The following is a 21,918-nucleotide window of genomic DNA, read 5'->3' as shown; positions in this document are numbered from 1 at the left end:
GCTCACATCCGCTCGGGCGCGGAGACCCCGAGCAGGTCCAGGCCGTTGGCCAGCACCTGCCGCGTGGCGCTGACCAACAGCAGCCGCGCCCGGTGCAGGTCGGTCACGTCCTCCTCGCCCATGGGCAGCACCCGGCAGGAGTCGTAGAAGCGGTGGTAGGTGGCCGCGGTCTCCTCCAGGTAGCGCGCCACCCGGTGCGGCTCGCGCAGCTGCGCGGCGGTGGCCACCACGCGCGGCAGCTCCGCGAGTGCCCGCAGCAGGTCGCCCTCGCGCTCATGGGTGAGCAGCGCGGTGTCCGCGTCGCGCCCGGAGGTGTCGATGCCCAGGTCCGCGGCGTTGCGCAGGATCGACGACGTCCGGGCGTGCGCGTACTGCACGTAGTAGACGGGGTTGTCGTTGGCCGCCTTCGTCATCTCCGCGACGTCGAGGGTCAGCGGCGAGTCCGCCGGGTAGCGGCCCAGGCTGTAGCGCAGCGCGTCGACGCCGATCAGCTCCACCAGCTCCTGCAGCGCGACGATGTTGCCCGCCCGCTTGGACAGCTTGAGCTCCTCGCCGTCCTGCAGGATCTTGACCATCTGGCCGATGAGCACCTCGATGTTGGTGTCGGGGTCGTCGCCCGCGCAGGCCGCCATCGCCCGCAGCCGGCCCACGTAGCCGTGGTGGTCGGCGCCGAGCAGGTAGATGCACCGGTCGAACCCCCGGGAGCGCTTGTCCAGGTAGTAGGCGGTGTCGGAGGCGAAGTAGGTCAGCTCGCCGTTGCTGCGGATCAGCACCCGGTCCTTGTCGTCGCCGTAGTCGGTGGTCCGCATCCAGACCGCGCCGTCGGCGTCGAAGAGATGGCCCTCGGACCGCAGCCGCTCGAGGTTCTCCCGCACCCGGTCGTGCAGGCTCCGCTCGGAGAACCAGACGTCGAAGTGCGTCCGGAAACCGCCCAGCTGCGCCTGCTGCTCGGCCAGCTGGATCCGGTAGCCGTCCTCCCGGAACCGCACCCGCCGCTCGGCCTCGGGGAGCTCCATGATCCCCGGCACCTCGTCGACGATCTGCTGGGCGAGGTGCGCGACGTACTCGCCGTGGTACCCGTCGTCGGGCACCGCGACGCCCAGCGCCTGCGCCTCGAGGCTCTCGCCGAACTTGTCCATCTGCGCGCCACGGTCGTTGATGTAGAACTCCGACTCGACCTTCGCGCCCGCCGCCTTGAGCACCCGCGCGATGGCGTCGCCGACGACGGCCCACCGCGTGTGGCCCAGGTGCAGCGGACCGGTGGGGTTGGCGGAGATGAACTCGACGTTCACCCGCTCCCCGCCCAGCGCGTCGGAGGTGCCGTAGGACTCCCCCGCGCTCACCACGTCGGCCGCCACCTTGCCCTGGGCGTCGGCGGCCACGGAGATGTTGAGGAACCCCGGACCCGCGATGTCGACGCTCTCCACCCCGTCGACCTCGGCCAGCTTCGCGCTCAGCAGCTCGGCCAGCGCCCGCGGCGCCAGCCCCGCCTTCTTGCCCAGCTGCAGCGCGACGTTCGTGGCGTAGTCGCCGTGCTCCTTGCTTCTCGGACGCTCGATCGTCACCGCACCGGGAAGCTCGGGCAGGCTCACGGCTCCCTCGGCGACGAGGGCGGTGAGCGCGCCGACGACGGCGTCGGAGAGCTGTTCGGGAGTCACCGCTCAAGGGTAGGGGCGCGAGGGTGGCAGGCGCCGCTGGGTTACAGCGGCCGCGGTCGGCGCCCGGGTCACGGGCGGTGCAACGGGGCGCTGGTCGCGGTTGGCGGTGGGGTGGTTTCGACGCGCCCGCTCGCAGGGCTCGCGGAGCTGCTCAACCACCGGGTGGGCACTGGTTGAGGAGGTCGCCCCGCGCGCCATTCGGGGTACGAGCGCAGCCTGACCGGTCGCCGACGCCTCTCGGCGGTCGTTTTCGTCGACCGAGGCCGATCGGCTAGCCTCGTGCATCGCACCCCGAGCCCCTGTAGCTCAGGGGATAGAGCACCGCCCTCCGGAGGCGGGAGCGCAGGTTCGAATCCTGCCAGGGGCGCCCGTCTTCGACATCTCCTCGCCCCGGGAGGACCTTCCCGGGCGCCGCCGCCATGGCCACCCACCGGGTACGGAAAGTGACGGCTGAGACTGGTGAGGTGAGACGGGCCCGACTTTTGGGGTGAAAGCCGGACGAAAACCCTCATAACCCTCACCCGTCACGCACCATCGCGGTATGCCCTCCGCGCCCGCCTCACGCCGCGCCGGGGTCCACGCGACCCTGGTCGCAGCTGCGGCCGGGGGCATGTGGTGGCACCTGTGCACCCCCTCGGACTCGACGGCGAGCCAGCTCGGCACGGCCGTGGCCGGCCTGGCCGTCCTGGTCCAGGGACTGCTGGTGGGCACCGCGGCGCCACCGAGCAAGGCCGAGGTCGTGGTGTGGCGCTACTTCGGGGCGGCCCAGGCGGCGATCGGGCTGGGTGTTGCGCTCGACGCGCTGATCCCCGCCACCTCGAGCAGCGACGGGTGGGGCGGCGCGGGGTTGGTGCTGGGTGCCGCCGCAGGCTCCGGCCTGGTCTACCAGGGCGCCATTCACTGGAACCGGTTCCGCACGCTCATGGCCGACCCCGGTGACTGGCTCAACGGCGTCAGTGCGGCAGGGGTGGTGGTCTCGGCGGGTCTGCTGATCGTCGACGGGGCGCACCTCCCAATGGCCCACTGGAGCCGGTTCCACCTCGTGCTCTGGCTCGGCCAGACCGGCAGCCTGGTGGTGCTGTTCGGCACGGCTCTCACCGTGGCCTCCCTGGGTGGCCTGACCCGCGACCGGCGCATGTGGCTGATGTCGGGTGCACTCGGTCTGGGCGCCTCCTTGCTGGTCGTCGTCGGAGCGTCGGGGTCGCAGGGCGACGCACTGCGGGCGGGCCACGTGGCGTGGCTGCTTCTCGCCGTGGCCCTGGGCTGCGGTTCCTGGATGCGGCCGAGCACGGCCCAGGTGCACCCGCCCACCACGCAGGCGGCGGCGCTGGGCGCGGTCGTCGTGCTCGCCGCAGGTATCGCAACCCTGGTGGGCACCGCTCTCGTCCCGCAGCGAGATCCCCTGGCGGTGGCGATCGCCGCAGCCGCCTGCACCGGCGGCGCCGTCCGGATGCTCCACGTGTGCCGCGACCTCACCGAGCTGGCCACCACCCGGTTGGAGGCCAGGACCGACGAGCTGACCGCGGCAGCCAACCGGCGCGGTCTGCACGACGCGCTGAGCGCCCTCCCGTCGCAGCACCCGGCCGTGCTGCTGGTCCTCGACCTGGACCGTTTCAAGGACATCAACGATCGCTTCGGTCACCACGTGGGGGACAGCGTTCTGCGGACCCTGGCCGACCGGTTCCGCAGCTGTCTGCCCGACCAGGGTCTGCTCGCGCGCATGGGTGGCGACGAGTTCGCCGTGCTCCTGCCCGGCTGCAGCGTCGAGCACGCCAGCGAGATCGCCGAGGACATCCGCGAGCACTCGCACCAGCCGGTCGAGATCGGCGGCCGGCTGCTGCGGCTGGGTACCAGCATCGGCCTGGCCACCACCGCGGACCTCGGCGACCTCCGTCCGGAGGTCGAGCTCACCCGCCGTGCCGACGCCGCGATGTACACCGCCAAGCGCAGCGGCAGCGGGATCGTGGCGTACACCGACACCTTGGACCAGATCGCTCGTCGCGAGCACGCACTCGTGGAGGCGCTGCAGCTGGCACTGGGCCCTGACGCCCGGCCGGACGGCCTGGCCGGCATCGGCATGCACCTGCAGCCGCAGGTCGACATCGCGACCGGGAGGGTATGCGGCGCCGAGGCACTGGCCCGGTGGACCCACCCCGAGCTGGGTCCGGTGGCGCCGGATGAGTTCCTTCCGCTCGTGGAGCAGCAGGGACTCATGTCCGCGCTGACCGTCCGGGTGCTGGGCCTGTCCCTCGATGCGGCCCGCCGGTGGCAGCGGAGCGGGCGTGAGCTGAGTCTGGCGGTGAATCTCTCCGCTTCGTGCCTGACCACTCCCGAGCTCGTCCCGACCGTGCAGGCAGAGCTGCTCCGGGCCGGAGTCGACAGCTCCTCCCTCACCCTGGAGATCACCGAGACGACCTTGATGAGCGACCCCGAGGTGGCCTTGAGGACGGTCCGACTGCTGGACGAGGCCGGCGTGACGGTGAGCATCGACGACTACGGCACCGGCTACTCCTCGCTCTCCTACCTCGACAAGCTGCCCGCCCGCGAGCTGAAGCTGGACCGCAGCTTCGTGGGCCGCCTCGACCACGACCAGCGCACCTCGGCCATCGTGGCCGGCACGATCCAGATCGCTCACCGCCTTGGCATGCGCGTCGTGGCCGAGGGCGTCGAGGACGCGGCGACGCTGGCCCGGCTGCGCGAGCTGGGCTGCGATCAGAGTCAGGGCTACCTGCACGCCCGCCCGATGCCGTTGGCGGCGTTCGAGAACTGGCTGGTGGACTACGAGGCGTCCGTCGCCGCACTGGATCGGACCCTCGGCCAGGAGCCCGCCGCTCAGCAGTAGCCCAGCAGCTGTCGCAGCGCGGCCTCCTCGCTGGGGTCTGCGGCCAGGTGCCACCGGGTCTTGATGGCGATCCAGCGGATCGCGTACGTGCACTGGAAGGCCTTGCGGGGCCGCCACGCGGCGGGGTCGCCGTCGCCCTTGCCGGCGTTGGTGGGGCCGTCGACGGCGAGCAGCTCGGGCAGGTAGTTGGCGAACCGCTGGCGCCGCTCGGCGCTCCAGACGTCGGCGCCCGAGGCCCATGCCTCGGCCAGCGGCACGATGTGGTCGATCTGGACGGCCTGCGCCTGGTGCAGGTCCTTGAGGTCGTCGAAGACCAGGGTGCGGCCGGTGTAGGGGTCGTGCCAGGTGCCGGCCAGGACGTCGTGGTCGCAGGCGCCCTGCCGGGCGTACCGGACAGTGCCGGGCACGGCGTCGCGGAGCAGGACGTCGTCGCGCTGGTTGCAGCCGTTGTGGTCGATGTCGCGCCAGGAGCTGCCGAAGGCGCTGCGTGCGTATCCGGTGGTCGGGCGGCGCGCGACCACCGGGAGCGCGGCGAGCTGGCGTCGGGCGCGGGCGGCGGTGCCTGACGGCGCCGCGGCCACCGACGGCGTGGGCGAGGCCGCACGGGTGACACGGGTGGCGCCCGAGGCGTCCGCGCCCTGCCGGGCGCCGGAGGCGCAGCCGGTGAGTGCGGCGAGCACGACCATCACCACCGCCAGCCGTCGCACGCGCCCATCCTGCCCGCGACCACCCCCACCTAGACTCGGCCGGGTGTCGGCTCGGGAGCAGATCGCAGGGCTCGCGAGTGCCTACGACGCCTGCGTGTCGGTGCACCTGGCCAGCCTCGAGGGACGCACGCTGCTGTCCGTCGGCGCCGACGAGCCGCACCCGGCGGCGAGCACGTTCAAGGTGGCCCTGGTCGAGGCGCTCCACCGCCGCGGCGACCTCGAGGAGGAGGTCGAGGTGCGAGCCGTGCTGCCCAGCCTCGACGGCGGCACCTTCGAGACCACCGAGGACTACGACAACGACCCGCTCCCCTGGCAGCGGCTGGGCCGCACCGCGTCCTTGGCCTGGCTGGCCGAGCGCGCCATCGTGCGCTCGAGCAACCTGGCCACCAACCTGCTGCTGGAGACGGTGGGGATCGACGCCGTCAACGCGGTCTACTCGGGCACCGGCTGCCGCGTGGAGCGACCGATCCAGGACCCCGCGGCGGGCCGGGCCAACGTCGTGACCGCCCGCGGGCTGACGACGGTGCTGGGCACCGTCGACCGCCGGGTGCTGGGCCTGATGGCGGCGTGCGAGGACGCCGGCATGGCCCCCGGTCTGCCGGCCGACGCGGCGCTGGCGCACAAGCCGGGTTGGTTCGAGGGCGTATGCCACGACCACGGCACCGTGCGGCCGGCCTCGGGCGAGCCGCGGGTACTGGCCGTCCTGACCCGTGCCGATCTGCCGGGCGAGCAGCACGTCGAGCTGCTGGCGCAGGTCGCCGCAGCGGCCTGGAGCGCGGCATGAGCCGCGTGGTCGCCGTCCGAACGCGGGTGGTGTGCGAGCGGCTGCACACCACCTTCGTCACGGCGCTGCGCCGGACGGACACCATCGACTCGGTGCTCGTCGAGGTCGAGGACGGCGACGGCGCGGTGGGCCTCGGCGAGGCGCCCGGGGTGTGGCGTGTGACTGGCGAGTCGCTGCCGGGGATCGTGGCCTGCGTCGAGGGGCCGCTGGCCGAGGCGCTGATCGGCCGGGAGGCCGACGACCTTCACGCCCTCACCGAGCAGGTGCGCGAGGCGGTGGTCGGCAACCACGGCGCCAAGGCCGCCGTCGACGTCGCGCTCCACGACCTCGCGGCCCGGCGGCTGGGCGTGCCGCTGGTGCGCTACCTGGGCGGCCACCGGCTCGAGGTGCCCACCGACGTGACGCTCGCCGCCGGCAGCGCCGAGGCCCTCGCCGCGTCGGCGGCGACGCGGACGGCCGAGGGCTTCACCGCGCTGAAGCTGAAGGTCGGTACCGACGCCGCCACCGACGTCGCCCGCGTGCGGGCGGTGCGCGAGGCCGTCGGCCCCGAGGTGACCATCCGGCTCGACGCGAACCAGGGCTGGAGCCCGAAGGACGCCGTGCGCGTCGTCGAGACGCTCGAGGACGCCGGCTGCGGTGTGGAGCTGGTCGAGCAGCCGGTGGCCGCCGCCGACCTACCCGGCCTGGCGTACGTGACCGCGCACGTCGCCACGCCCGTGATGGCCGACGAGGCCGTGTTCGGGCTGCGCGACCTCACCGCGGTGATCGAGCGGCGCGCCGCCGACCTGGTCAACGTCAAGCTCGCCAAGGCCGGCGGCCTGGTGCCCGCGCGAGCACTGCTGGAGCTCGCCACGGCCCACCAGATGGGCACGATGGTGGGCTCCATGATGGAGACCGGCGTCGGCGTGGCGGCGGCGGCCAGCCTGGTCTCGGCGGTGGGTACCACCTGCGTCAGCGACCTGGACGCCGCCTGGTGGCTGGCCGGCGACCCGCCGCCGCTGGCCTACGGCGCCGGCACCGTGCACCTGTCCCCCGAGCCGGGCCTGGGCCCGTGTTGAGCGTCTCGGCCGAGGTGGCCACGCTTTGGACCGCACCCGACGCCCCGCGCGAGGTCGACGCCCCCGCCGTGGCCGACGTGCCCGACCTCGCGGCCTGGACGGGCGCGCTGACCCCGCCCGAACGGCTCGGCCTGCACGGCCGGACGCTGACCCAGGCGCTGCGAGGCGAGCCGGCCGAGGTCCTCGAGGAGCGGGGCGACTGGCTGCAGGTCGCGCTGCCGTGGCAGCCCTGCGTGGTCGGCCGCGCCGAGCCGGGTGGGTACGTCGGCTGGCTGCGTCGCGCCCACCTCAGCCCCGGTTCACCACGGCACCGTGATGAACCCGGACTCCCCCAGCCGAACCCGCTCGACCTCGCCCGCGAGCACCTCGGCCTGCCCTACCTGTGGGCGGGCACCAGCCCGTGGGGCCTGGACTGCTCCGGCCTGGTGCACCTGACCTTCCGTCGGCTGGGAGTCGTGGTGCCCCGCGACTCCCCCGACCAGCAGGCCGCGGCGACGCCGGTCGACCTGGACGACGTCCGCCCGGGCGACCTCTACTTCTTCGCCCACGAGGACGGCCGGATCTACCACGTGGGCTTCGCCACCAGCCGGTGCGACCCCGCCACCGGGGAGCGGCGGATGCTGCACGCGCCGGAGGGCGACCCGACGGCCCACGGCCACCTCGAGGACGCCCCGATGTCGGCGCGCCGACACGCCGACCTGGTCGCCGCCGGGCGGGTGATTCCCGACGATGGCTGAACCGTGACCGACCAGACCCCGACACGCCCTGTGAACAGGCCATCTCGGGGTCTAGCCTTGAAGACGCTCACCAGACGAGGAAGAGGCGATTCCCGCAGTGCCCCCAACGGACGGCAACCGGCCCGCAGCCCAGCAGACCGTAGGCCACGACTCGGGGGGCAACGCGCTCTCCGACTTCGGCGCCAACGAGTGGCTGGTCGACGACATGTACGACCAGTTCCAGCGCGACCCCGACAGCGTCGACGCGCAATGGGCGGCGTTCTTCCGGGCCCGTGAGGGCAACGGCGACAAGGCGACGGCTGCGAACGGCAACGGAAATGGGGCTGGTAACGGGGCTGGGAACGGCGCTGGTCACGCGGCTGGCGGGAAGGCCGCGACCGCCCCGACGAAGACCGAGGCTCCCGCTCAGCAGAAGACCGAGCCTGCCCAGAAGCCGGCCGAGAAGAAGGCCGAGGCGGCGACCCCGACGAAGGCACCCGCCAAGTCCGAGACCCCGGCCAGCGCCTCGCCCGCCGCCCGCCACACGCCCAAGGCCGACGCCGTGCCGAAGGAGCAGGCGGCGCGGTCGTCGGAGGCCGCCGACGAGCCGACGTACACCGTGCTGCGCGGTGCGCCCGCGCTGACGGTGAAGAACATGGACGCCTCGCTGGAGGTGCCCACCGCCACCAGCGTCCGGTCGGTGCCGGTGAAGCTGCTCTGGGACAACCGCATCGTCATCAACAACCACCTCGCCCGCGCCCGCGGCGGCAAGGTGTCCTTCACCCACCTCATCGGCTACGCCCTGGTCAAGGCGCTGCGCGACGTGCCGGACATGAACGTCGGCTTCGAGCAGCGCGACGGCAAGCCGAACCTGGTGACGCCGGCGCACGTGAACCTGGGCCTGGCCATCGACCTGCCCAAGCCCGACGGCACCCGCCAGCTGGTGGTGCCGTCCATCAAGGGTGCGGAGTCGATGGACTTCGCGCACTTCTGGACTGCCTACGAGGACCTGGTCCGGCGCGCCCGCGACAACAAGCTCACGGCGCCCGACTTCAAGGGCACCACCATCTCGCTGACCAACCCCGGCACGATCGGCACCAACCACTCGGTGCCGCGCCTGATGCAGGGGCAGGGCGCGATCGTGGGCGTCGGCTCGATGGACTACCCGCCCGAGCTGCAGGGCGCCTCGCCCGAGACGCTGGCACGCAACGCGGTCAGCAAGGTCATGACGCTGACCTCCACCTACGACCACCGGGTGATCCAGGGTGCGCTCTCGGGTGAGTTCCTGCGCCGGATCCACCAGCTGCTGCTGGGCGAGGACGGGTTCTACGACGAGATCTTCCGCTCGCTGCGCATCCCGTACGAGCCGATCCGCTGGGCCGCGGACATCGCGACCAACCACGACGACGAGATCACCAAGCAGGCGCGGATCTTGGAGCTGATCCACGCCTACCGGGTGCGCGGCCACATGATGGCCGACACCGACCCGCTGGAGTACCGCCAGCGCAGCCACCCCGACCTGGAGATCGAGAGCCACGGCCTGACGCTGTGGGACCTCGAGCGAGAGTTCGCCACCGGCTCCTTCGGCGGCGACCGCAGCTTCATGAAGATGCGCGCCATCCTCGGCATCCTGCGCGACTCCTACTGCCGCACCGTCGGCATCGAGTACATGCACATCCAAGACCCCGAGCAGCGTCGCTGGATCCAGGAGCGCGTCGAGCGTCCGCACGTGAAACCGCCCCGCGAGGAGCAGCTGCGGATCCTGCTCAAGCTCAACCAGGCCGAGGCCTTCGAGACGTTCCTGCAGACCAAGTTCGTCGGCCAGAAGCGCTTCAGCCTCGAGGGCGGCGAGACCACGGTCCCGCTCCTCGACGAGATCTGCGAGGCGGCCGCAGACGACGGTATGGACGAGGTCACCATCGGCATGGCCCACCGTGGCCGGCTCAACGTGCTGGCCAACATCGTGGGCAAGTCCTACGGGCAGATCTTCCGCGAGTTCGAGGGCAACATCGACCCGCGCACCGTGCAGGGCTCCGGCGACGTCAAGTACCACCTGGGCGCCGAGGGCGAGTTCAGCTCCGAGAAGGGCTCGAGCATCAAGGTCTCGGTGGCGGCGAACCCGTCGCACCTGGAGACCGTCGACCCGGTGCTCGAGGGCATCGCGCGTGCCAAGCAGGACGTCCTCAACCAGGGTGAGGCCTTCCCGGTGCTGCCCGTGCTGGTGCACGGTGATGCCGCGTTCGCCGGCCAGGGCGTCGTCGCGGAGACGCTGAACCTCTCCCAGCTGCGCGGTTACCGCACCGGCGGCACGATCCACGTTGTCATCAACAACCAGGTCGGCTTCACCACCTCGCCGGCCTCCTCGCGCTCGTCGCTGTACTGCACCGACGTCGCGCGGATGGTGCAGGCGCCGATCTTCCACGTCAACGGCGACGACCCCGAGGCCTGCATCCGCGTGGCCCGGCTGGCCTACGAGTACCGCCAGGCGTTCAAGAAGGACGTCGTCATCGACCTGGTCTGCTACCGCCGGCGCGGGCACAACGAGGGCGACGACCCCTCGTTCACCCAGCCGCTGATGTACGACCTGATCGAGCAGAAGCGCTCGGTGCGCAAGCTCTACACCGAGTCCCTCATCGGCCGCGGCGACATCACGCTGGAGGAGGCCGAGGAAGTGCTGCGCAACTACCAGCAGCAGCTCGAGCGGGTCTTCACCGAGGTCCGCGAGGCCACCAGCGCCCCCAAGACGTGGATGACGGTCCCGGACTACCCGGAGAAGACCCACGACGATCACGACCAGGGCACCTGCATCCCGCAGGACACCCTCAAGCGGATCGCCGACGCCCACGTCAGCGCGCCCGACGGCTTCACGGTGCACCCGAAGGTGCTGCCGCAGCTGCAGCGTCGCGCCGCGGCCATCGCCGAGGGCCCGATCGACTGGGCCACCGGCGAGATCTTGGCCTTCGGCTCGCTGCTGATGGACGGCCGCCCGGTGCGGCTGGCCGGGCAGGACTCGCGGCGCGGCACGTTCGCGCAGCGCTTCGCCACCATCATCGACCGCACCAACGCCAACGAGTGGACGCCGCTGGCCAACCTCACCGACGACCAGGCGCAGTTCTACGTCTACGACTCGCTGCTCTCGGAGTACGCGGCGCTGGGCTTCGAGTACGGCTACTCCGTGGCCCGGCCCGACGCGCTGGTGCTGTGGGAGGCGCAGTTCGGCGACTTCGTCAACGGCGCCCAGTCGGTGATCGACGAGTTCATCTCCTCCTCCAAGGCCAAGTGGAACCAGGAGTCCGGGGTCGTGCTGCTGCTACCGCACGGCTACGAGGGTCAGGGCCCCGACCACTCCTCGGCCCGCATCGAGCGGTTCCTCCAGATGGCCGCCGACGACGCCTTCGTGGTGGCGCAGCCCTCCACCCCGGCCAGCCACTTCCACCTGCTGCGCAAGCATGCGCTGGGTCAGGCGCACCGGCCGATGGTGGTGTTCACGCCGAAGTCGATGCTGCGCCGCAAGGAGGCGGCCTCCAAGCCCGCGGACTTCACCGAGGGCACCGCCTTCCGGCCGGTCATCGGCGACGACGTCGCGACGCCCGAGCAGGTCACCACGGTGCTGCTGTGCAGCGGCCGGATCACCTGGGACCTGATGGTCGAGCGCGGCAAGCGACAGGGCGAGGACCCCACCACCGCGATCGTCCGCGTCGAGGAGCTCTACCCCGAGCCGATCGAGGAGCTAGAGGCCGAGCTGGGCCGGTTCTCGAACCTGCGGCACGTGCGCTGGGTGCAGGACGAGCCGCTCAACATGGGCCCGGCCCCGCACTACCGGCTCAACGTGTTCGGGCAGCTGGACCACGAGGTCGAGGTCATCTCTCGGCCGGCATCCAGCTCGCCGTCGGTGGGTCAGCACTCGCGTCACGTCGAGGAGCTGAAGACCATCGTCGACGCCGCCTTCGCCGAGTAGCCCGGCCGTGTACTTCACCGACCGCGGCGTCGAGGAGCTTGCCTTGCGCCGCGGCGAGGAGGAGGTCACCTTGGGGTGGCTGGCCGAGCGGCTGAGCGAGTTCAGCGACGTCCACCCCGAGTTCGAGACCGCCGTCGAGCGGCTGGCCACCTGGCTGGCCCGCCTCGACGACCCTGACGACGACCTGGACTGACGTGGCCCGGCGCATCGGCGAGCCGTTCGACACCCGCCCGGTGCGCCGGTTCCGGCCCAACGGCCTCGCGGACGGGTCGTGGCCGGCTGGCATGGCAGCGGTCGACCAGGTGCTGCGCGACGGCTTCGACGTCGCGCCCGGCATCACGCTTCTCTACGGCGAGAACGGTGCGGGCAAGTCGACGCTGGTCGAGGCGTTCGCGATCGCCTTCGGGATGTCACGCGAGGGCGGCAGTCGCGGAGCCGACTACTCGACGCGCGACAGCGAGTCCGCACTGCACCATTGGCTCGACCTCGAGCGCTCGGCGGGAGCCAGCCGCTGGGGGTTCTTCTTGCGGGCCGAGTCGATGCACGGCTTCTACACCTACCTGGAGGCCAACCCGGGGAAGTACGACCCGAGCTTCCACGAGATGAGCCACGGCGAGTCGTTCCTCGCCCTGCTGCGCACCCGCTTCGACTCCCCCGGCTTCTACTGCCTCGACGAGCCGGAGGCAGCGCTGTCGTTCAGCGGCCAGATGGCGCTGATCGGCACGATGCACGACCTGGCCCGCAACGGCGCCCAGCTGGTGTGCGCGACGCACTCCCCACTGCTGGCGGCCGTGCCCGGTGCGCGGCTGCTCGAGGTGGGCCCGTGGGGCATCCGCGAGACCGGCTACGACGACCTGGAGCTGGTGCAGCACTGGCGGGCGTTCCTGCAGACGCCCGACCGCTACCTCCGCCACGTGCTGGAGTAGCCAAGCCGGTACGACCTCGTCGAGCCATCTGTTCGCGGTGGGGTTGGATGGTCCGCATGGCACGACTGACGCGGTTCGACCACGACGGGCTGACCTTCGACGTCGACGACGCCGGACCCGAGGACGGCGCCCCGGTGGTGCTGCTGCACGGCTTCCCGCAGCGCGCGACGATGTGGGCCGGCGTCGCACCGCTGCTCCACGAGGCGGGGCTGCGCACCCTCGCCCCGGACCAGCGCGGGTACTCCTCGGGCGCGCGGCCCCGGGGACGCGCGGCGTACGGGCTCGGACGGGTGGTGGGCGACGTGGCCGCCCTGGTGGAGAGGCTCGGGGCCGGGCCGGTGCACCTGATGGGTCACGACTGGGGCGCCGCTGCGGCCTGGTCCACCGCCGCGTCGCGCCCCGAGCTGCTGCGCAGCCTGGTCGCCGTCTCGGTGCCGCACCCGGCGGCGATGGCCCGCGCCCTGCGCACCCGCGACCAGCTGCGCCGCTCCTGGTACATGGGGTTCTTCCAGCTGCCGTGGCTGCCCGAGCTGGCCCTCTCGCGCCCCGCGCTGGCCGGTCGCTTCCTCGGCGCCTCGGGCATGGACCGCGAGATGGTGGCCCGTTACGGCCGCGAGATCGTCGGCGACGGCGCGCTGCGCGGCGCGCTGGGGTGGTACCGCGCCATGCCGCTGACCGCCCGTGGCGCGACCGGCGGGTCCGGCCTGGCGCGTCGGGTCCGCGTGCCCACCACCTACGTGTGGAGCGACGGCGACGTCGCCCTGGGCCGCCTCGGCGCCGAGCTGAGCGCCGAGCACGTGGTCGCCGACTACCGCTTCGAGGTGCTGCCCGGGCTGAGCCACTGGATCCCGGATGAGGCCCCGGAGCGGCTGGCCCGGATCGCCCTGGAGCGGTTCCTGGAGTAGTTCTGGGGTTCTTGCCCGCATATGGGGGTTTTCTTCTATCGTGAGGGAGCCGGCGCAGGTGGATGCGCCTGAGGCGGGAAGGCGTGCCGATGACCCAGCTCGACCGCTCGCGCCTGCCCGTGGGTCGGCGTGCACTGGTGCGCAGCGCGGTCTGGTCGGTGCCGGTCGTGGCCACAGCCGCCGCGGCGCCCGCGTTCGCGGCCTCCTGCGGCTCGCTCACCGCCGGCTACCTCGACTGGGGAGCGAACTACACCCGGTCCACCACCACGTCCGGAGTGGCGTCGGTGCCCATCTCCGGCGGCGAGGCGGTCAGGGTGACGATGTCCTCGCAGCTGACCAACTACACCGCCGACACCGAGAACTACGCGGCCACGTCCGACCAGGTCGGCGCGACGGGCAAGCAGGGCTTCAGCATGTACCAGACAGTGAAGGGCCAGCAGTACCTCAACAACCCGAACAACTGCCAGATCGTCACGATCTCCTTCAGCCGCAAGGTCTACGGCCTGACCTTCACCATGACCGACATCGACTCCGCGACCGGCGACTTCGTCGACGCCATCGCGGTCACCTCCGACGGCTCCTGGAGCGTCGCGAAGGGCTCCAGCGTCACGGGGTCGGGTACCAGCACCAGCGACCCGCTGCGGCCCACCGGCACCAACACCCGCGTCGACAACGAGACCGGGGCGGCCGGCAACGCCAAATTCACCTTCAGCGGCGCCGTGAGCACGATCAACATCCGCTACTGGAGCGCGATGAGCACCGCGATCGGCCAGGGCATCGACCCCGACCAGGCGGTCTACCTGGGGCCCTTCACCTTCTCCGCCTACCTGACGTCCGGCTGCTGAGTCGACGGCGCTACTACTGTGGAGCGATGAGCGCGTCGCAGAGCCCGGCCGCCGGCGCCGAGGGCAGCCGGCAGGAGCGCAAGGAGCGCACCCGCCAGGCGATCCTGGCCGCCGCGCTGCGCCTGAGCGCCGACGGCGGGCTCGTGGCGGTCTCGCTGCGCCAGGTCGCGCGCGACGTCGGCATCGTGCCCACCGCCTTCTACCGCCACTTCGACTCCGTCGAGGAGCTCGGGCTGGTGCTCGTGGACGAGTCCTTCGTCTCACTGCGGGCCATGCTGCGCGACGTACGGCGCGAGGCGACGCTGGAGGGCGTCATCCCGCGCTCGGTCGACGTGCTGCTCGATCACGTACGCCGGCAGCCGGCCCACTTCCGCTTCATCGCCCGCGAGCGCAACGGCGGGTCGGCAGCCATCCGCGAGGCGATCCGGCGCGAGCTGGCGCTGGCCCAGCGCGAGCTCGCCGACGACATCGCCCGCATCCCCGGCACCGAGGGCTGGTCGCGCGACGACCTGCTCACCATGTGCGACCTGATCGTCACCGCGATGGTCTCCACCGCCGAGAAGATCATGCGTACCCACGCCGAGGACGAGGCCGAGGTGGTGCGCGTGGCGCGCACCCAGCTGCGGATGCTGGTGGTCGGGGCGCTGAACTGGAAGTCGCGCACCTAGGGCGCTCAGGCCGCCAGCGGCTGTGGCTCCCCTTCGGGACTGCGCACGTCGCGACGCCCGACCAGCACGAGGGCGAGCACCACCACCAGCAGAGCCGAGATCGCCCCGACCGCGAAGGCCCACTGCATACCGCCGACCAGTGCCGCTGTGGGCGCGGTGCCACTGGCGGCCAGGTCGGCCGCACGAGACGACATCACCGCCACGACGACGGCCGTGCCGGCGGCCGCGGCCACCTGCTGCGAGGTGCCCAGGATGGAGCTGCCGTGGGAGTACAGGTGGGCCGGCAGCGCCCCGAGCCCCAGCGTGAAGGCCGGGGTGAACACGGCGGCCAGGCTCACCATGAGCAGCACGTGGGCGGCCAGCAGCAGCCAGATCGGGGTGGCGAGGTCCACCCGGGTGAACGCGGCCAGCCCGACCAGCACGCCGACCGATCCCGGCACCACCAGCGGCCGCGGCCCGAACCGGTCGAGCACGGCTCCGACCTTGGGACCGATCAGTCCCATGAGCAGACCACCCGGCGCCACCAGCAGACCCGTCTGCAGGGCGCTGAGGTGGCGCACGTCCTGCAGGTACAGCGGCAGCAGGATCATCGAGCCGATCATGGACATGAAGCCGACCGCCATCAGCGTCGTGGCCACGGTGAAGGTGGGCCGCAGCAGCGCTCGCAGGTCCAGCAGCGGGGTGCCGGTGCGCTGCAGCACCAGCTGGCGCACCACGAAGCACGCGACGGCCACCACGCCGACGCCGAGCGCCACCGCCGGCGAGACAGCGGCGTCGCCGTCTGCCCCGAGCTGGCTCAGCCCGTAGACCACGCCGCCGAAACCGAGCGCCGAGGCCGCCACGCTCGGCCAGTCCACAGAAGTCGCCCGCACCTCGCCGCCGCGGTCGAGCCGGCGCAGGCCCGCCGCCGACGTCGCGAGGGCCACGGGCAGCACCAGGGCGAACATCCAGCGCCACGACAAGGCGTGCAGGACGACGCCGGAGACCGCCGGACCGAGTGCCGGCGCCACCGACATGGCCAGCGTGACGCGACCCATGACTCGGCCGCGGTCGCGCTCGGCCACCACGCTCATCAACGTGGTCATCAGCAGCGGCACCATCACCGCACCACCGCCCGCCTGCACGATGCGGGCGGCCAGCAGCACCCAGAACGTCGGGGCGAGCGCCGCGGCGGCGGTGCCGACGCAGAAGGTGGCCATCGCCACGGCGAAGGCGGTGCGTGTGGTGACCCGCTGCAGGAACCAGCCCGTGAGCGGGATGACCACCGCGGTCGTCAGCATGAACGCCGTCGAGAGCCACTGCGCCGTGCGCGCGGTCACGTCGAACTCGCTCATCAGGCGCGGGATGGCGTTGACCATCACGGTCTCCTGGAGGATCACCACGAAGGTGGCCGCGACCAGCCAGGTCAGGACGGCGTAGCTGCGCTCACCGGTGTTCTCGCTCATGCCCCTACCGACCTGCCGTGCCTCGCGAACTCATCGCCCGGCCTGAAGTCTCTCAGGGGCGGCAGCGGGCGGACGGACCGGTGTAGCCGGGACTGCGCAGCAGCACGACCCGGCCGTGGCGGGCGACCTGCTCGTAGCCCGCCGCCCGGGCGATGCGCTCGTAGGCACGGCCCGAGGGGCCCTTGGACCCCGTTGGCCCCTGGGCCCCAGCGGGGGCCCAGCGGTCCAGCAGCACGAAGTCGGGCCGGTCGGAGATGTCGACGGGCAGGGTCACCAGGTCGCGGGAGACCAGGTGCACGGCCTGGTGCTGCTCGGCCTGCACGCACACCGAGGCCGGCACCAGGCTGCGCACGGCGCGGGCGTCGGCGGTGGCCGGCGGTAGGAAGGTGCGGTTCTCCGGATGCGGGTTGAACACCGGGTAGGGGCCGACCACTAGCAGGCCCGCGGCCGGCAGCACCAGGCCGACGACGGCGGTCGCGACGAGCACGCGCCGGCGCAGCGCCGCCGGCAGCCGTCGGGCGCCGTCGAGTGCGCCGACGAAGAGCACGGGCCACAGCACCGAGTTGTAGTGGTACGGCACCACCCACAGGCTCTCGCGGGCGGAGAGGAAGCGGCTGGCCAGCAGCGGCGCGGCCACGAGCAGGAACGGCGAGCGGAGCACCGCGACGCAGCCGATGAACAGCGCGACGAGCGTGTAGACCTTCACCTGGGAGTCCACGAACATCGCGGCCACCCGCAGCGGGTGCTCGACCACGACCGCGAGCACCCCGGGGACGTCGGGTGCGATGGCGCCGTAGCCCCAGTAGCCCCAGGTTCCGGTCACCGAGAAGTGTGGGATGACCACCGAGGTCACCACCTCGTAGGCGAGGACCCCGACCACCGACAGACCCACCCCCACCGAGCGCGAGCGCCAGCCGGTCCGGACGCGGCAGGCGCGGATCAGGCCCAGGCAGGCCACCACCAGCCCCATGTCCTCGCGCACCAGCAACAGGCCCACGCAGGCCAGCAGCAGGGTGCGGTCGCTGCGGCGGTCGAGACCGTCGAGGGCCAGGGCGAGGAGCGGGACCGCGAAGGCCACCTCGTGGAAGTCGAAGCTGGCCAGCTGCTGCAGCGGCCAACCCAGGGCGTAGGCCGCGCTCAGCGCGAGCGCCACGCCCGGGGTCGCGTGACGGCGGGCGAAGCGCGCCACCACCGGCACCGAGGCCGCCACCAGCGCGGCCTGGAGCAGCAACAGCATGCGCGGGTCGGCCCAGATCCAGTACAGCGGCACCGCCAGCACCAGGACCGGGCTGAAGTGGTCGCCCAGCGCCACGTAGCCGGGACCGCGGATCGGGATGGTCGGCGCGGAGAACTGGGAGTAGTGCCGCACCGCCTGGTCGAAGATCGCGAGGTCCCACCCGGCGGTCCCGTTGGCGAACAGGTGCAAGCTCCAGGCGGCGTAGAGCGCGAAGGTGGCCACCGCCAGCACGGCCACGGCGCGACGGAAGGTCAGGGCGAGAGCGAGCGGCCCGCGGGGCATCGCGTCCGGGTGCGGGGCCGCCTCGGCCGGCGCCAGGACATGGCTGGTCACCGGCCCAACGGTACGGACGATCCGCCCCAGAGGGGCACAATCGAGACTATTCGTCTCTGGTGAACACGATCTTGCCGAAGACGTCGCCGGCGGCCATGGCGGCGAAGCCGTCGCGGGCCTGGCTCATCGGCAGCGTCCGGTCGATCAGCGGCGAGGTGTCCGTGGCGTCGAGCATGGTGACCAGCGAGGCCAGCTCCTGGCTCGTGCCCATCGTCGAGCCGATGACCCGCAGCTGCAGGAAGAAGATCCGGGTGAGCTCGGCGTCGATGTCGGGCCCGGAGGTGGTGCCCGAGGTGACGATCGTGCCGCCCGGGCGCAGCGAGCGGACCGAGTGCCCCCACGTGGCCTTGCCGACGGTCTCGATGACGCCGTCGACCTTTACCGGCAGCCGTGCGCCGGACTCGAAGACCTCGTGGGCGCCGATCTCCAGCGCCCGCTGCCGCTTGGCCTGGTCGCGGCTGGTGGCCAGCACCCGCAGCCCACCGGCCCGCGCGAGGGTGATGGCCGCGGTGGACACCCCGCCGCCGGCGCCCTGGACCAGCACGGTGTCGCCGGGCTTGAAGCCGCCCTGCACGAACAGCATCCGGTAGGCGGTCAGCCACGCCGTCGGCAGGCACGCGGCCTGCTCGAAGCTGAGTCCCGCGGGCTTGGGCACCACGTTGCGGCGCGGCACGACGACCTTCTCGGCGAACGTGCCCTGGTAGCGCTCACTGAGCAGCGAGCGGCGCGGGTCGAGGGTCTCCTCCCCGCTCCACGACGGGTCGTTGACCACCGCGTGCACGAGCACCTCGTTGCCGTCCTCGTCGAGCCCGGCGGCATCGCAGCCCAAGATCATGGGCAGTGCGTCCTGCTTGAGGCCCACCCCGCGCAGCGACCAGACGTCGTGGTGGTTGAGCGAGGCCGCCTTCACGGTCACGGTCGTCCAGCCCTCGGGCACCTCGGGGTCGGGCCGCTCCCCCACCACCAGACCCTGCAGCGGATCGTCGGAGGAGAAGGACTCGGCGTAGACGGCGAACATGGCCCGACCCTAGCCACCGCGATATCGGGTCGTGGCCGTCGGTGGCGGGTGGTGGACTACGCGGTGATGCGTACGACGACCTACCGCGAGCTGCTGGCGATCCCCGCGGTGCGCCGGATCCTGCTCGTGAGCACCCTGATCCGGATCCCGCTGTGGGCCGGCGGCGTCGTGCTCGTGCTGCACGTGGTGGGTCACCTCCACCACTCCTACGCCGCGGCCGGCCTGCTCGAGACGGTCTTCGCGGTCGCGCTGGCCATCAGCAACCCCTGGCGCGGCCGCCGGCTCGACCGCGTGGGGCTGCGTCGCGCGGTCGCGCCGTCGCTGGTCGTGCTGGCGCTGTGCTGGTCGGTCGCACCCTGGCTGCCCTACCCCGTGCTGCTGGTGCTGGTGGCCGTGGCCGGGCTGTTCACCGTGCCGCAGTTCTCCATCGTGCGGCTCGTGCTCATCGGAGCGGCCGGAGCGCAGCGGCGCACCGCGGCGCTCTCCATCGACTCGGTCATGGTCGAGGTCTCGTTCATGATCGGCCCCGTCCTGGGCGTGCTGGCCGCCACGGCCATGCCGACCCCCTGGGCATTGCTGCTGTGCCAGGGGCTGGTGGTGCTCGGCGGTGCGTGGCTGTGGCTGGAGAACCCCTCGCTGGCCGGCCCCGAGCCCGAACCCGCCGCATCTGAACCCGGGCCTGCGGAGCGGCCCCGACGGCGCGGGGTGCCGGCCTGGGTCGACGCGGCCGTCATCGGCGTCCTCCTGGTGGCCGTCGCGGCCACCGTGGTGCTCACCTCCGAGGACCTGGGCACGGTGGCCGCCCTCCGCTCGATGGGGCACACCTCCGCCATCGGCTGGGTGCTGGCGCTGTGGGGCGCCAGCTCGGCGGTCGGCGGCATCGTCTACGGCACCCTGCGGCGCCACCCGCCGTCGTACGTGCTCATCGCCCTGCTCGCCCTCACCACGGCGATGGTCGTCCTCACCCGACCGATCGCCGACCGCCTCGGCGCCGAGCTGGCGGTCTACGCCGTGCTGTTGTTCCTCACCGGCTTCTTCTGCGCCCCCACCATCACCGCCACCGTCGGCGACCTCACCGGGCTGGTGCCGCCAGCGCGGCGTGGTGAGGCGATGGGCTGGCACGGCTCGGCGATGACCCTGGGGAGCGCCCTCGGCGCGCCGGTGGCCGGGGTCGCCATCGACGCGATCGGTTGGGAGGGCGCGTTCCTCGCCGGCAGCGGCATCGGGTTCGTGATCGCGGGACTGGCCTGGCTGGCGGTCCGCGCCACCCCCGGCGCCGGGGGCCGGCTGGTGAGCGCGTCAGGCCCCGGTGACCTCACCGGCAGCGGCAGCACGGGCGACGGCGCTGGCGACCGCCGGCCCGACGCGGTCGTCGAAGGCTGAGGGGATCACGTAGGCCTCGGCGAGGTCGTCGCCGACCAGGTCGGCCAGGGCCTGGGCCGCGGCCAGCTTCATGGGCTCGGTGATGGCCCGGGCGCCGGCCTCGAAGGTGCCGCGGAAGATGCCGGGGAAGGCCAGCACGTTGTTGATCTGGTTGGGGAAGTCCGAACGGCCCGTGGCCACCACGCGGGCGTGGCGGTGGGCGACCTCGGGCATGACCTCGGGGATGGGGTTGGCCAGGGCGAAGACGATCGCGTCGTCGGCCATGGTCGCCACGAGCTCCTCGGGGATGGTGCCGCCGGAGACCCCGATGAGCACGTCGGCGCCGGCGATGACGTCGGCCAGCGAGCCCCGGCGCCCGGTCAAGTCCGCGGTCTGGGCGGCGAGGGCCTGCTTGACCGGGTTCATGTCCTCGCGCGAGGAGTGCAGCACGGCCCTGCTGTCGACCACCGCGATGTCGCGCAGCCCGGCGGCGAGCAGGATGCGGGTGACGGCCACGCCGGCCGCTCCGGCGCCGGTCACCACGACGCGGGTGGTCGCGGGCTCGCGCCCGGTCAGCCGCAGCGCGTTGGTCAGCGCGGCGAGCACGACCACGGCCGTGCCGTGCTGGTCGTCGTGGAAGACGGGGATGTCCAGCAGCGCCTTCAGCCGGTCCTCGATCTCGAAGCACCGAGGTGCGGAGATGTCCTCCAGGTTGATGCCGCCGAAGCTGGGCGCCAGCCGGACGACGGTCTCGATGATCTCCTCGACGTCCTGGGTGGCCAGGCAGACCGGGATCGCGTCGACGTCGCCGAACTGCTTGAACAGCACCGCCTTGCCCTCCATCACGGGCATCGCGGCGTACGGGCCGATGTTGCCCAGCCCCAGCACCGCCGACCCGTCGGTCACCACGGCGACGGTGCGAGGCACCCAGGTGTAGCGGGCATGCAGACTCGGGTCCTCGGCGATGGCCTCGCACACGCGGGCCACGCCGGGGGTGTAGGCCAGCGAGAGGTCCTCGGGCCCGGCAAGGGGCACGGTGGCGGCGATCTGCATCTTCCCGCCCTCGTGCAGTCCGAACGCGGGATCGGCGGCGGGGTCGGTCACGGTTCGGATCGTCCCACAAGGCGACGGCGCAGCGGCCGCGGTCTCGGCCAGACGCGGGCCAGGGCCACCGCGAGCACGTCGGCGTCGGGGATCGAGCCCACGTGGGAGGAGTCGGTGCCCTCCCGCGGGTTGTCGCGCTCGACCCACCAGCCCGCCGCGTCGTGCAGCACCGCCCGCTTCACCGCGACGGTGCCGTCGGGGAACCGCACCACCACCACGTCGCCCACGACCGGTCGCGCGCCGTGGCGGACCAGCAGCAGATCACCCTCGACCAGCGTCGGCCGCATCGAGCGGCCGTGCACCCTGGCCAACCCGAACGTCTCGCCGATCCACACGCGAGTAGTGTCCCAAG

At 72.4% G+C, this 21,918-nt stretch carries 18 protein-coding genes and 1 tRNA gene; 12 read left to right on the top strand and 7 right to left on the bottom strand.

Features of this window, described 5'->3' with window-relative positions:
- Positions 1 to 2: 2 nt before the first annotated feature.
- On the bottom strand, positions 3 to 1,658 hold the full coding sequence (argS, locus tag D9V37_RS03605; protein ID WP_121804698.1) for an arginine--tRNA ligase: 1,656 nt from the start codon (positions 1,656 to 1,658) through the stop codon (positions 3 to 5).
- 295 nt (positions 1,659 to 1,953) lie between these two features.
- On the opposite strand from argS, the gene D9V37_RS03600 reads away from it, so the two are divergent.
- Both D9V37_RS03600 and D9V37_RS03595 read left to right on the top strand, forming a co-directional pair.
- Positions 1,954 to 2,025, top strand: a tRNA-Arg gene (locus D9V37_RS03600).
- Between the two features lie 174 nt (positions 2,026 to 2,199).
- The gene (locus D9V37_RS03595) at positions 2,200 to 4,500 is read left to right on the top strand and encodes a putative bifunctional diguanylate cyclase/phosphodiesterase (RefSeq protein ID WP_147455856.1); all 2,301 of its coding nucleotides are present in this window, start codon (positions 2,200 to 2,202) and stop codon (positions 4,498 to 4,500) included.
- On the opposite strand, the gene D9V37_RS03590 is transcribed toward D9V37_RS03595, so the two are convergent.
- Positions 4,491 to 5,207, bottom strand: coding sequence for an HNH endonuclease family protein (locus D9V37_RS03590; RefSeq protein ID WP_158604367.1), 717 nt, complete (start codon positions 5,205 to 5,207; stop codon positions 4,491 to 4,493). The genes D9V37_RS03595 and D9V37_RS03590 overlap by 10 nt on opposite strands.
- Positions 5,208 to 5,250: 43 nt before the next feature.
- Between D9V37_RS03590 and D9V37_RS03585 the strand changes: the two genes are divergently transcribed.
- The 9 genes from D9V37_RS03585 (at position 5,251) to D9V37_RS03545 (ending at position 15,067) form a co-directional block, all read left to right on the top strand.
- Complete coding sequence (locus tag D9V37_RS03585) at positions 5,251 to 5,991, top strand: serine hydrolase (protein ID WP_158604366.1); 741 nt, start codon at positions 5,251 to 5,253, stop codon at positions 5,989 to 5,991.
- Entirely contained in the window at positions 5,988 to 7,049 is a 1,062-nt protein-coding gene (locus D9V37_RS03580; RefSeq protein ID WP_121804695.1) for a dipeptide epimerase, read from the top strand. Before D9V37_RS03585 ends, D9V37_RS03580 begins: the two co-directional genes overlap by 4 nt.
- A complete protein-coding gene (locus D9V37_RS03575) occupies positions 7,043 to 7,786 on the top strand; it encodes a C40 family peptidase (RefSeq protein WP_121804694.1) in 744 nt (247 codons plus the stop codon). Before D9V37_RS03580 ends, D9V37_RS03575 begins: the two co-directional genes overlap by 7 nt.
- Before the next feature lie 88 nt (positions 7,787 to 7,874).
- A complete protein-coding gene (locus D9V37_RS03570; protein WP_456299563.1) occupies positions 7,875 to 11,723 on the top strand; it encodes a multifunctional oxoglutarate decarboxylase/oxoglutarate dehydrogenase thiamine pyrophosphate-binding subunit/dihydrolipoyllysine-residue succinyltransferase subunit in 3,849 nt (1,282 codons plus the stop codon).
- A 7-nt stretch (positions 11,724 to 11,730) separates the two neighbouring features.
- Positions 11,731 to 11,916: a DUF6104 family protein gene (locus tag D9V37_RS03565; RefSeq protein ID WP_121804693.1), complete on the top strand. Its 186-nt coding sequence runs from the start codon at positions 11,731 to 11,733 to the stop codon at positions 11,914 to 11,916.
- Between the two features lies 1 nt (position 11,917).
- Positions 11,918 to 12,649, top strand: a complete 732-nt coding sequence (locus tag D9V37_RS03560; RefSeq protein WP_232524714.1) for an AAA family ATPase — start codon at positions 11,918 to 11,920, stop codon at positions 12,647 to 12,649.
- Between the two features lie 56 nt (positions 12,650 to 12,705).
- Positions 12,706 to 13,554, top strand: coding sequence for an alpha/beta fold hydrolase (locus D9V37_RS03555; RefSeq protein ID WP_198412339.1), 849 nt, complete (start codon positions 12,706 to 12,708; stop codon positions 13,552 to 13,554).
- A gap of 89 nt (positions 13,555 to 13,643) precedes the next feature.
- Positions 13,644 to 14,399 (top strand): hypothetical protein, encoded by a 756-nt coding sequence (locus tag D9V37_RS03550; protein ID WP_121804691.1) that lies wholly within the window; start codon positions 13,644 to 13,646, stop codon positions 14,397 to 14,399.
- Positions 14,400 to 14,425: 26 nt separating this feature from the next.
- A complete protein-coding gene (locus D9V37_RS03545; RefSeq protein WP_121804690.1) occupies positions 14,426 to 15,067 on the top strand; it encodes a TetR family transcriptional regulator in 642 nt (213 codons plus the stop codon).
- Between the two features lie 5 nt (positions 15,068 to 15,072).
- Here the strand turns inward: D9V37_RS03545 and D9V37_RS03540 are convergent, their stop codons facing one another.
- The 3 genes from D9V37_RS03540 to D9V37_RS03530 are packed head-to-tail and all read right to left on the bottom strand — an operon-like array spanning position 15,073 to position 19,100.
- On the bottom strand, positions 15,073 to 16,512 hold the full coding sequence (locus D9V37_RS03540) for a DHA2 family efflux MFS transporter permease subunit (protein ID WP_121804689.1): 1,440 nt from the start codon (positions 16,510 to 16,512) through the stop codon (positions 15,073 to 15,075).
- Positions 16,513 to 16,564: 52 nt separating this feature from the next.
- Positions 16,565 to 18,082: a DUF2079 domain-containing protein gene (locus D9V37_RS03535; protein WP_121804688.1), complete on the bottom strand. Its 1,518-nt coding sequence runs from the start codon at positions 18,080 to 18,082 to the stop codon at positions 16,565 to 16,567.
- 46 nt (positions 18,083 to 18,128) lie between these two features.
- Positions 18,129 to 19,100: a zinc-binding dehydrogenase gene (locus D9V37_RS03530; RefSeq protein ID WP_121804687.1), complete on the bottom strand. Its 972-nt coding sequence runs from the start codon at positions 19,098 to 19,100 to the stop codon at positions 18,129 to 18,131.
- 66 nt (positions 19,101 to 19,166) lie between these two features.
- Between D9V37_RS03530 and D9V37_RS03525 the strand changes: the two genes are divergently transcribed.
- On the top strand, positions 19,167 to 20,483 hold the full coding sequence (locus tag D9V37_RS03525; protein WP_121804966.1) for an MFS transporter: 1,317 nt from the start codon (positions 19,167 to 19,169) through the stop codon (positions 20,481 to 20,483).
- Here the strand turns inward: D9V37_RS03525 and D9V37_RS03520 are convergent.
- A complete protein-coding gene (locus D9V37_RS03520; protein ID WP_121804965.1) occupies positions 20,400 to 21,515 on the bottom strand; it encodes an NAD(P)-dependent malic enzyme in 1,116 nt (371 codons plus the stop codon). The two genes, D9V37_RS03525 and D9V37_RS03520, sit on opposite strands and share 84 nt — an antisense overlap.
- 47 nt (positions 21,516 to 21,562) lie before the next feature.
- The gene (locus D9V37_RS03515; protein ID WP_232524713.1) at positions 21,563 to 21,901 is read right to left on the bottom strand and encodes a S24 family peptidase; all 339 of its coding nucleotides are present in this window, start codon (positions 21,899 to 21,901) and stop codon (positions 21,563 to 21,565) included.
- Between the last annotated feature and the right edge of the window lie 17 nt (positions 21,902 to 21,918).

It is taken from the genome of Nocardioides mangrovicus (genome assembly GCF_003674065.1).
Lineage (GTDB): Bacteria > Actinomycetota > Actinomycetes > Propionibacteriales > Nocardioidaceae > Marmoricola > Marmoricola mangrovicus.
The sequence above is the reverse complement of the archived record's forward strand: the minus strand, read 5'-3'. Positions and strand labels throughout refer to the sequence as shown.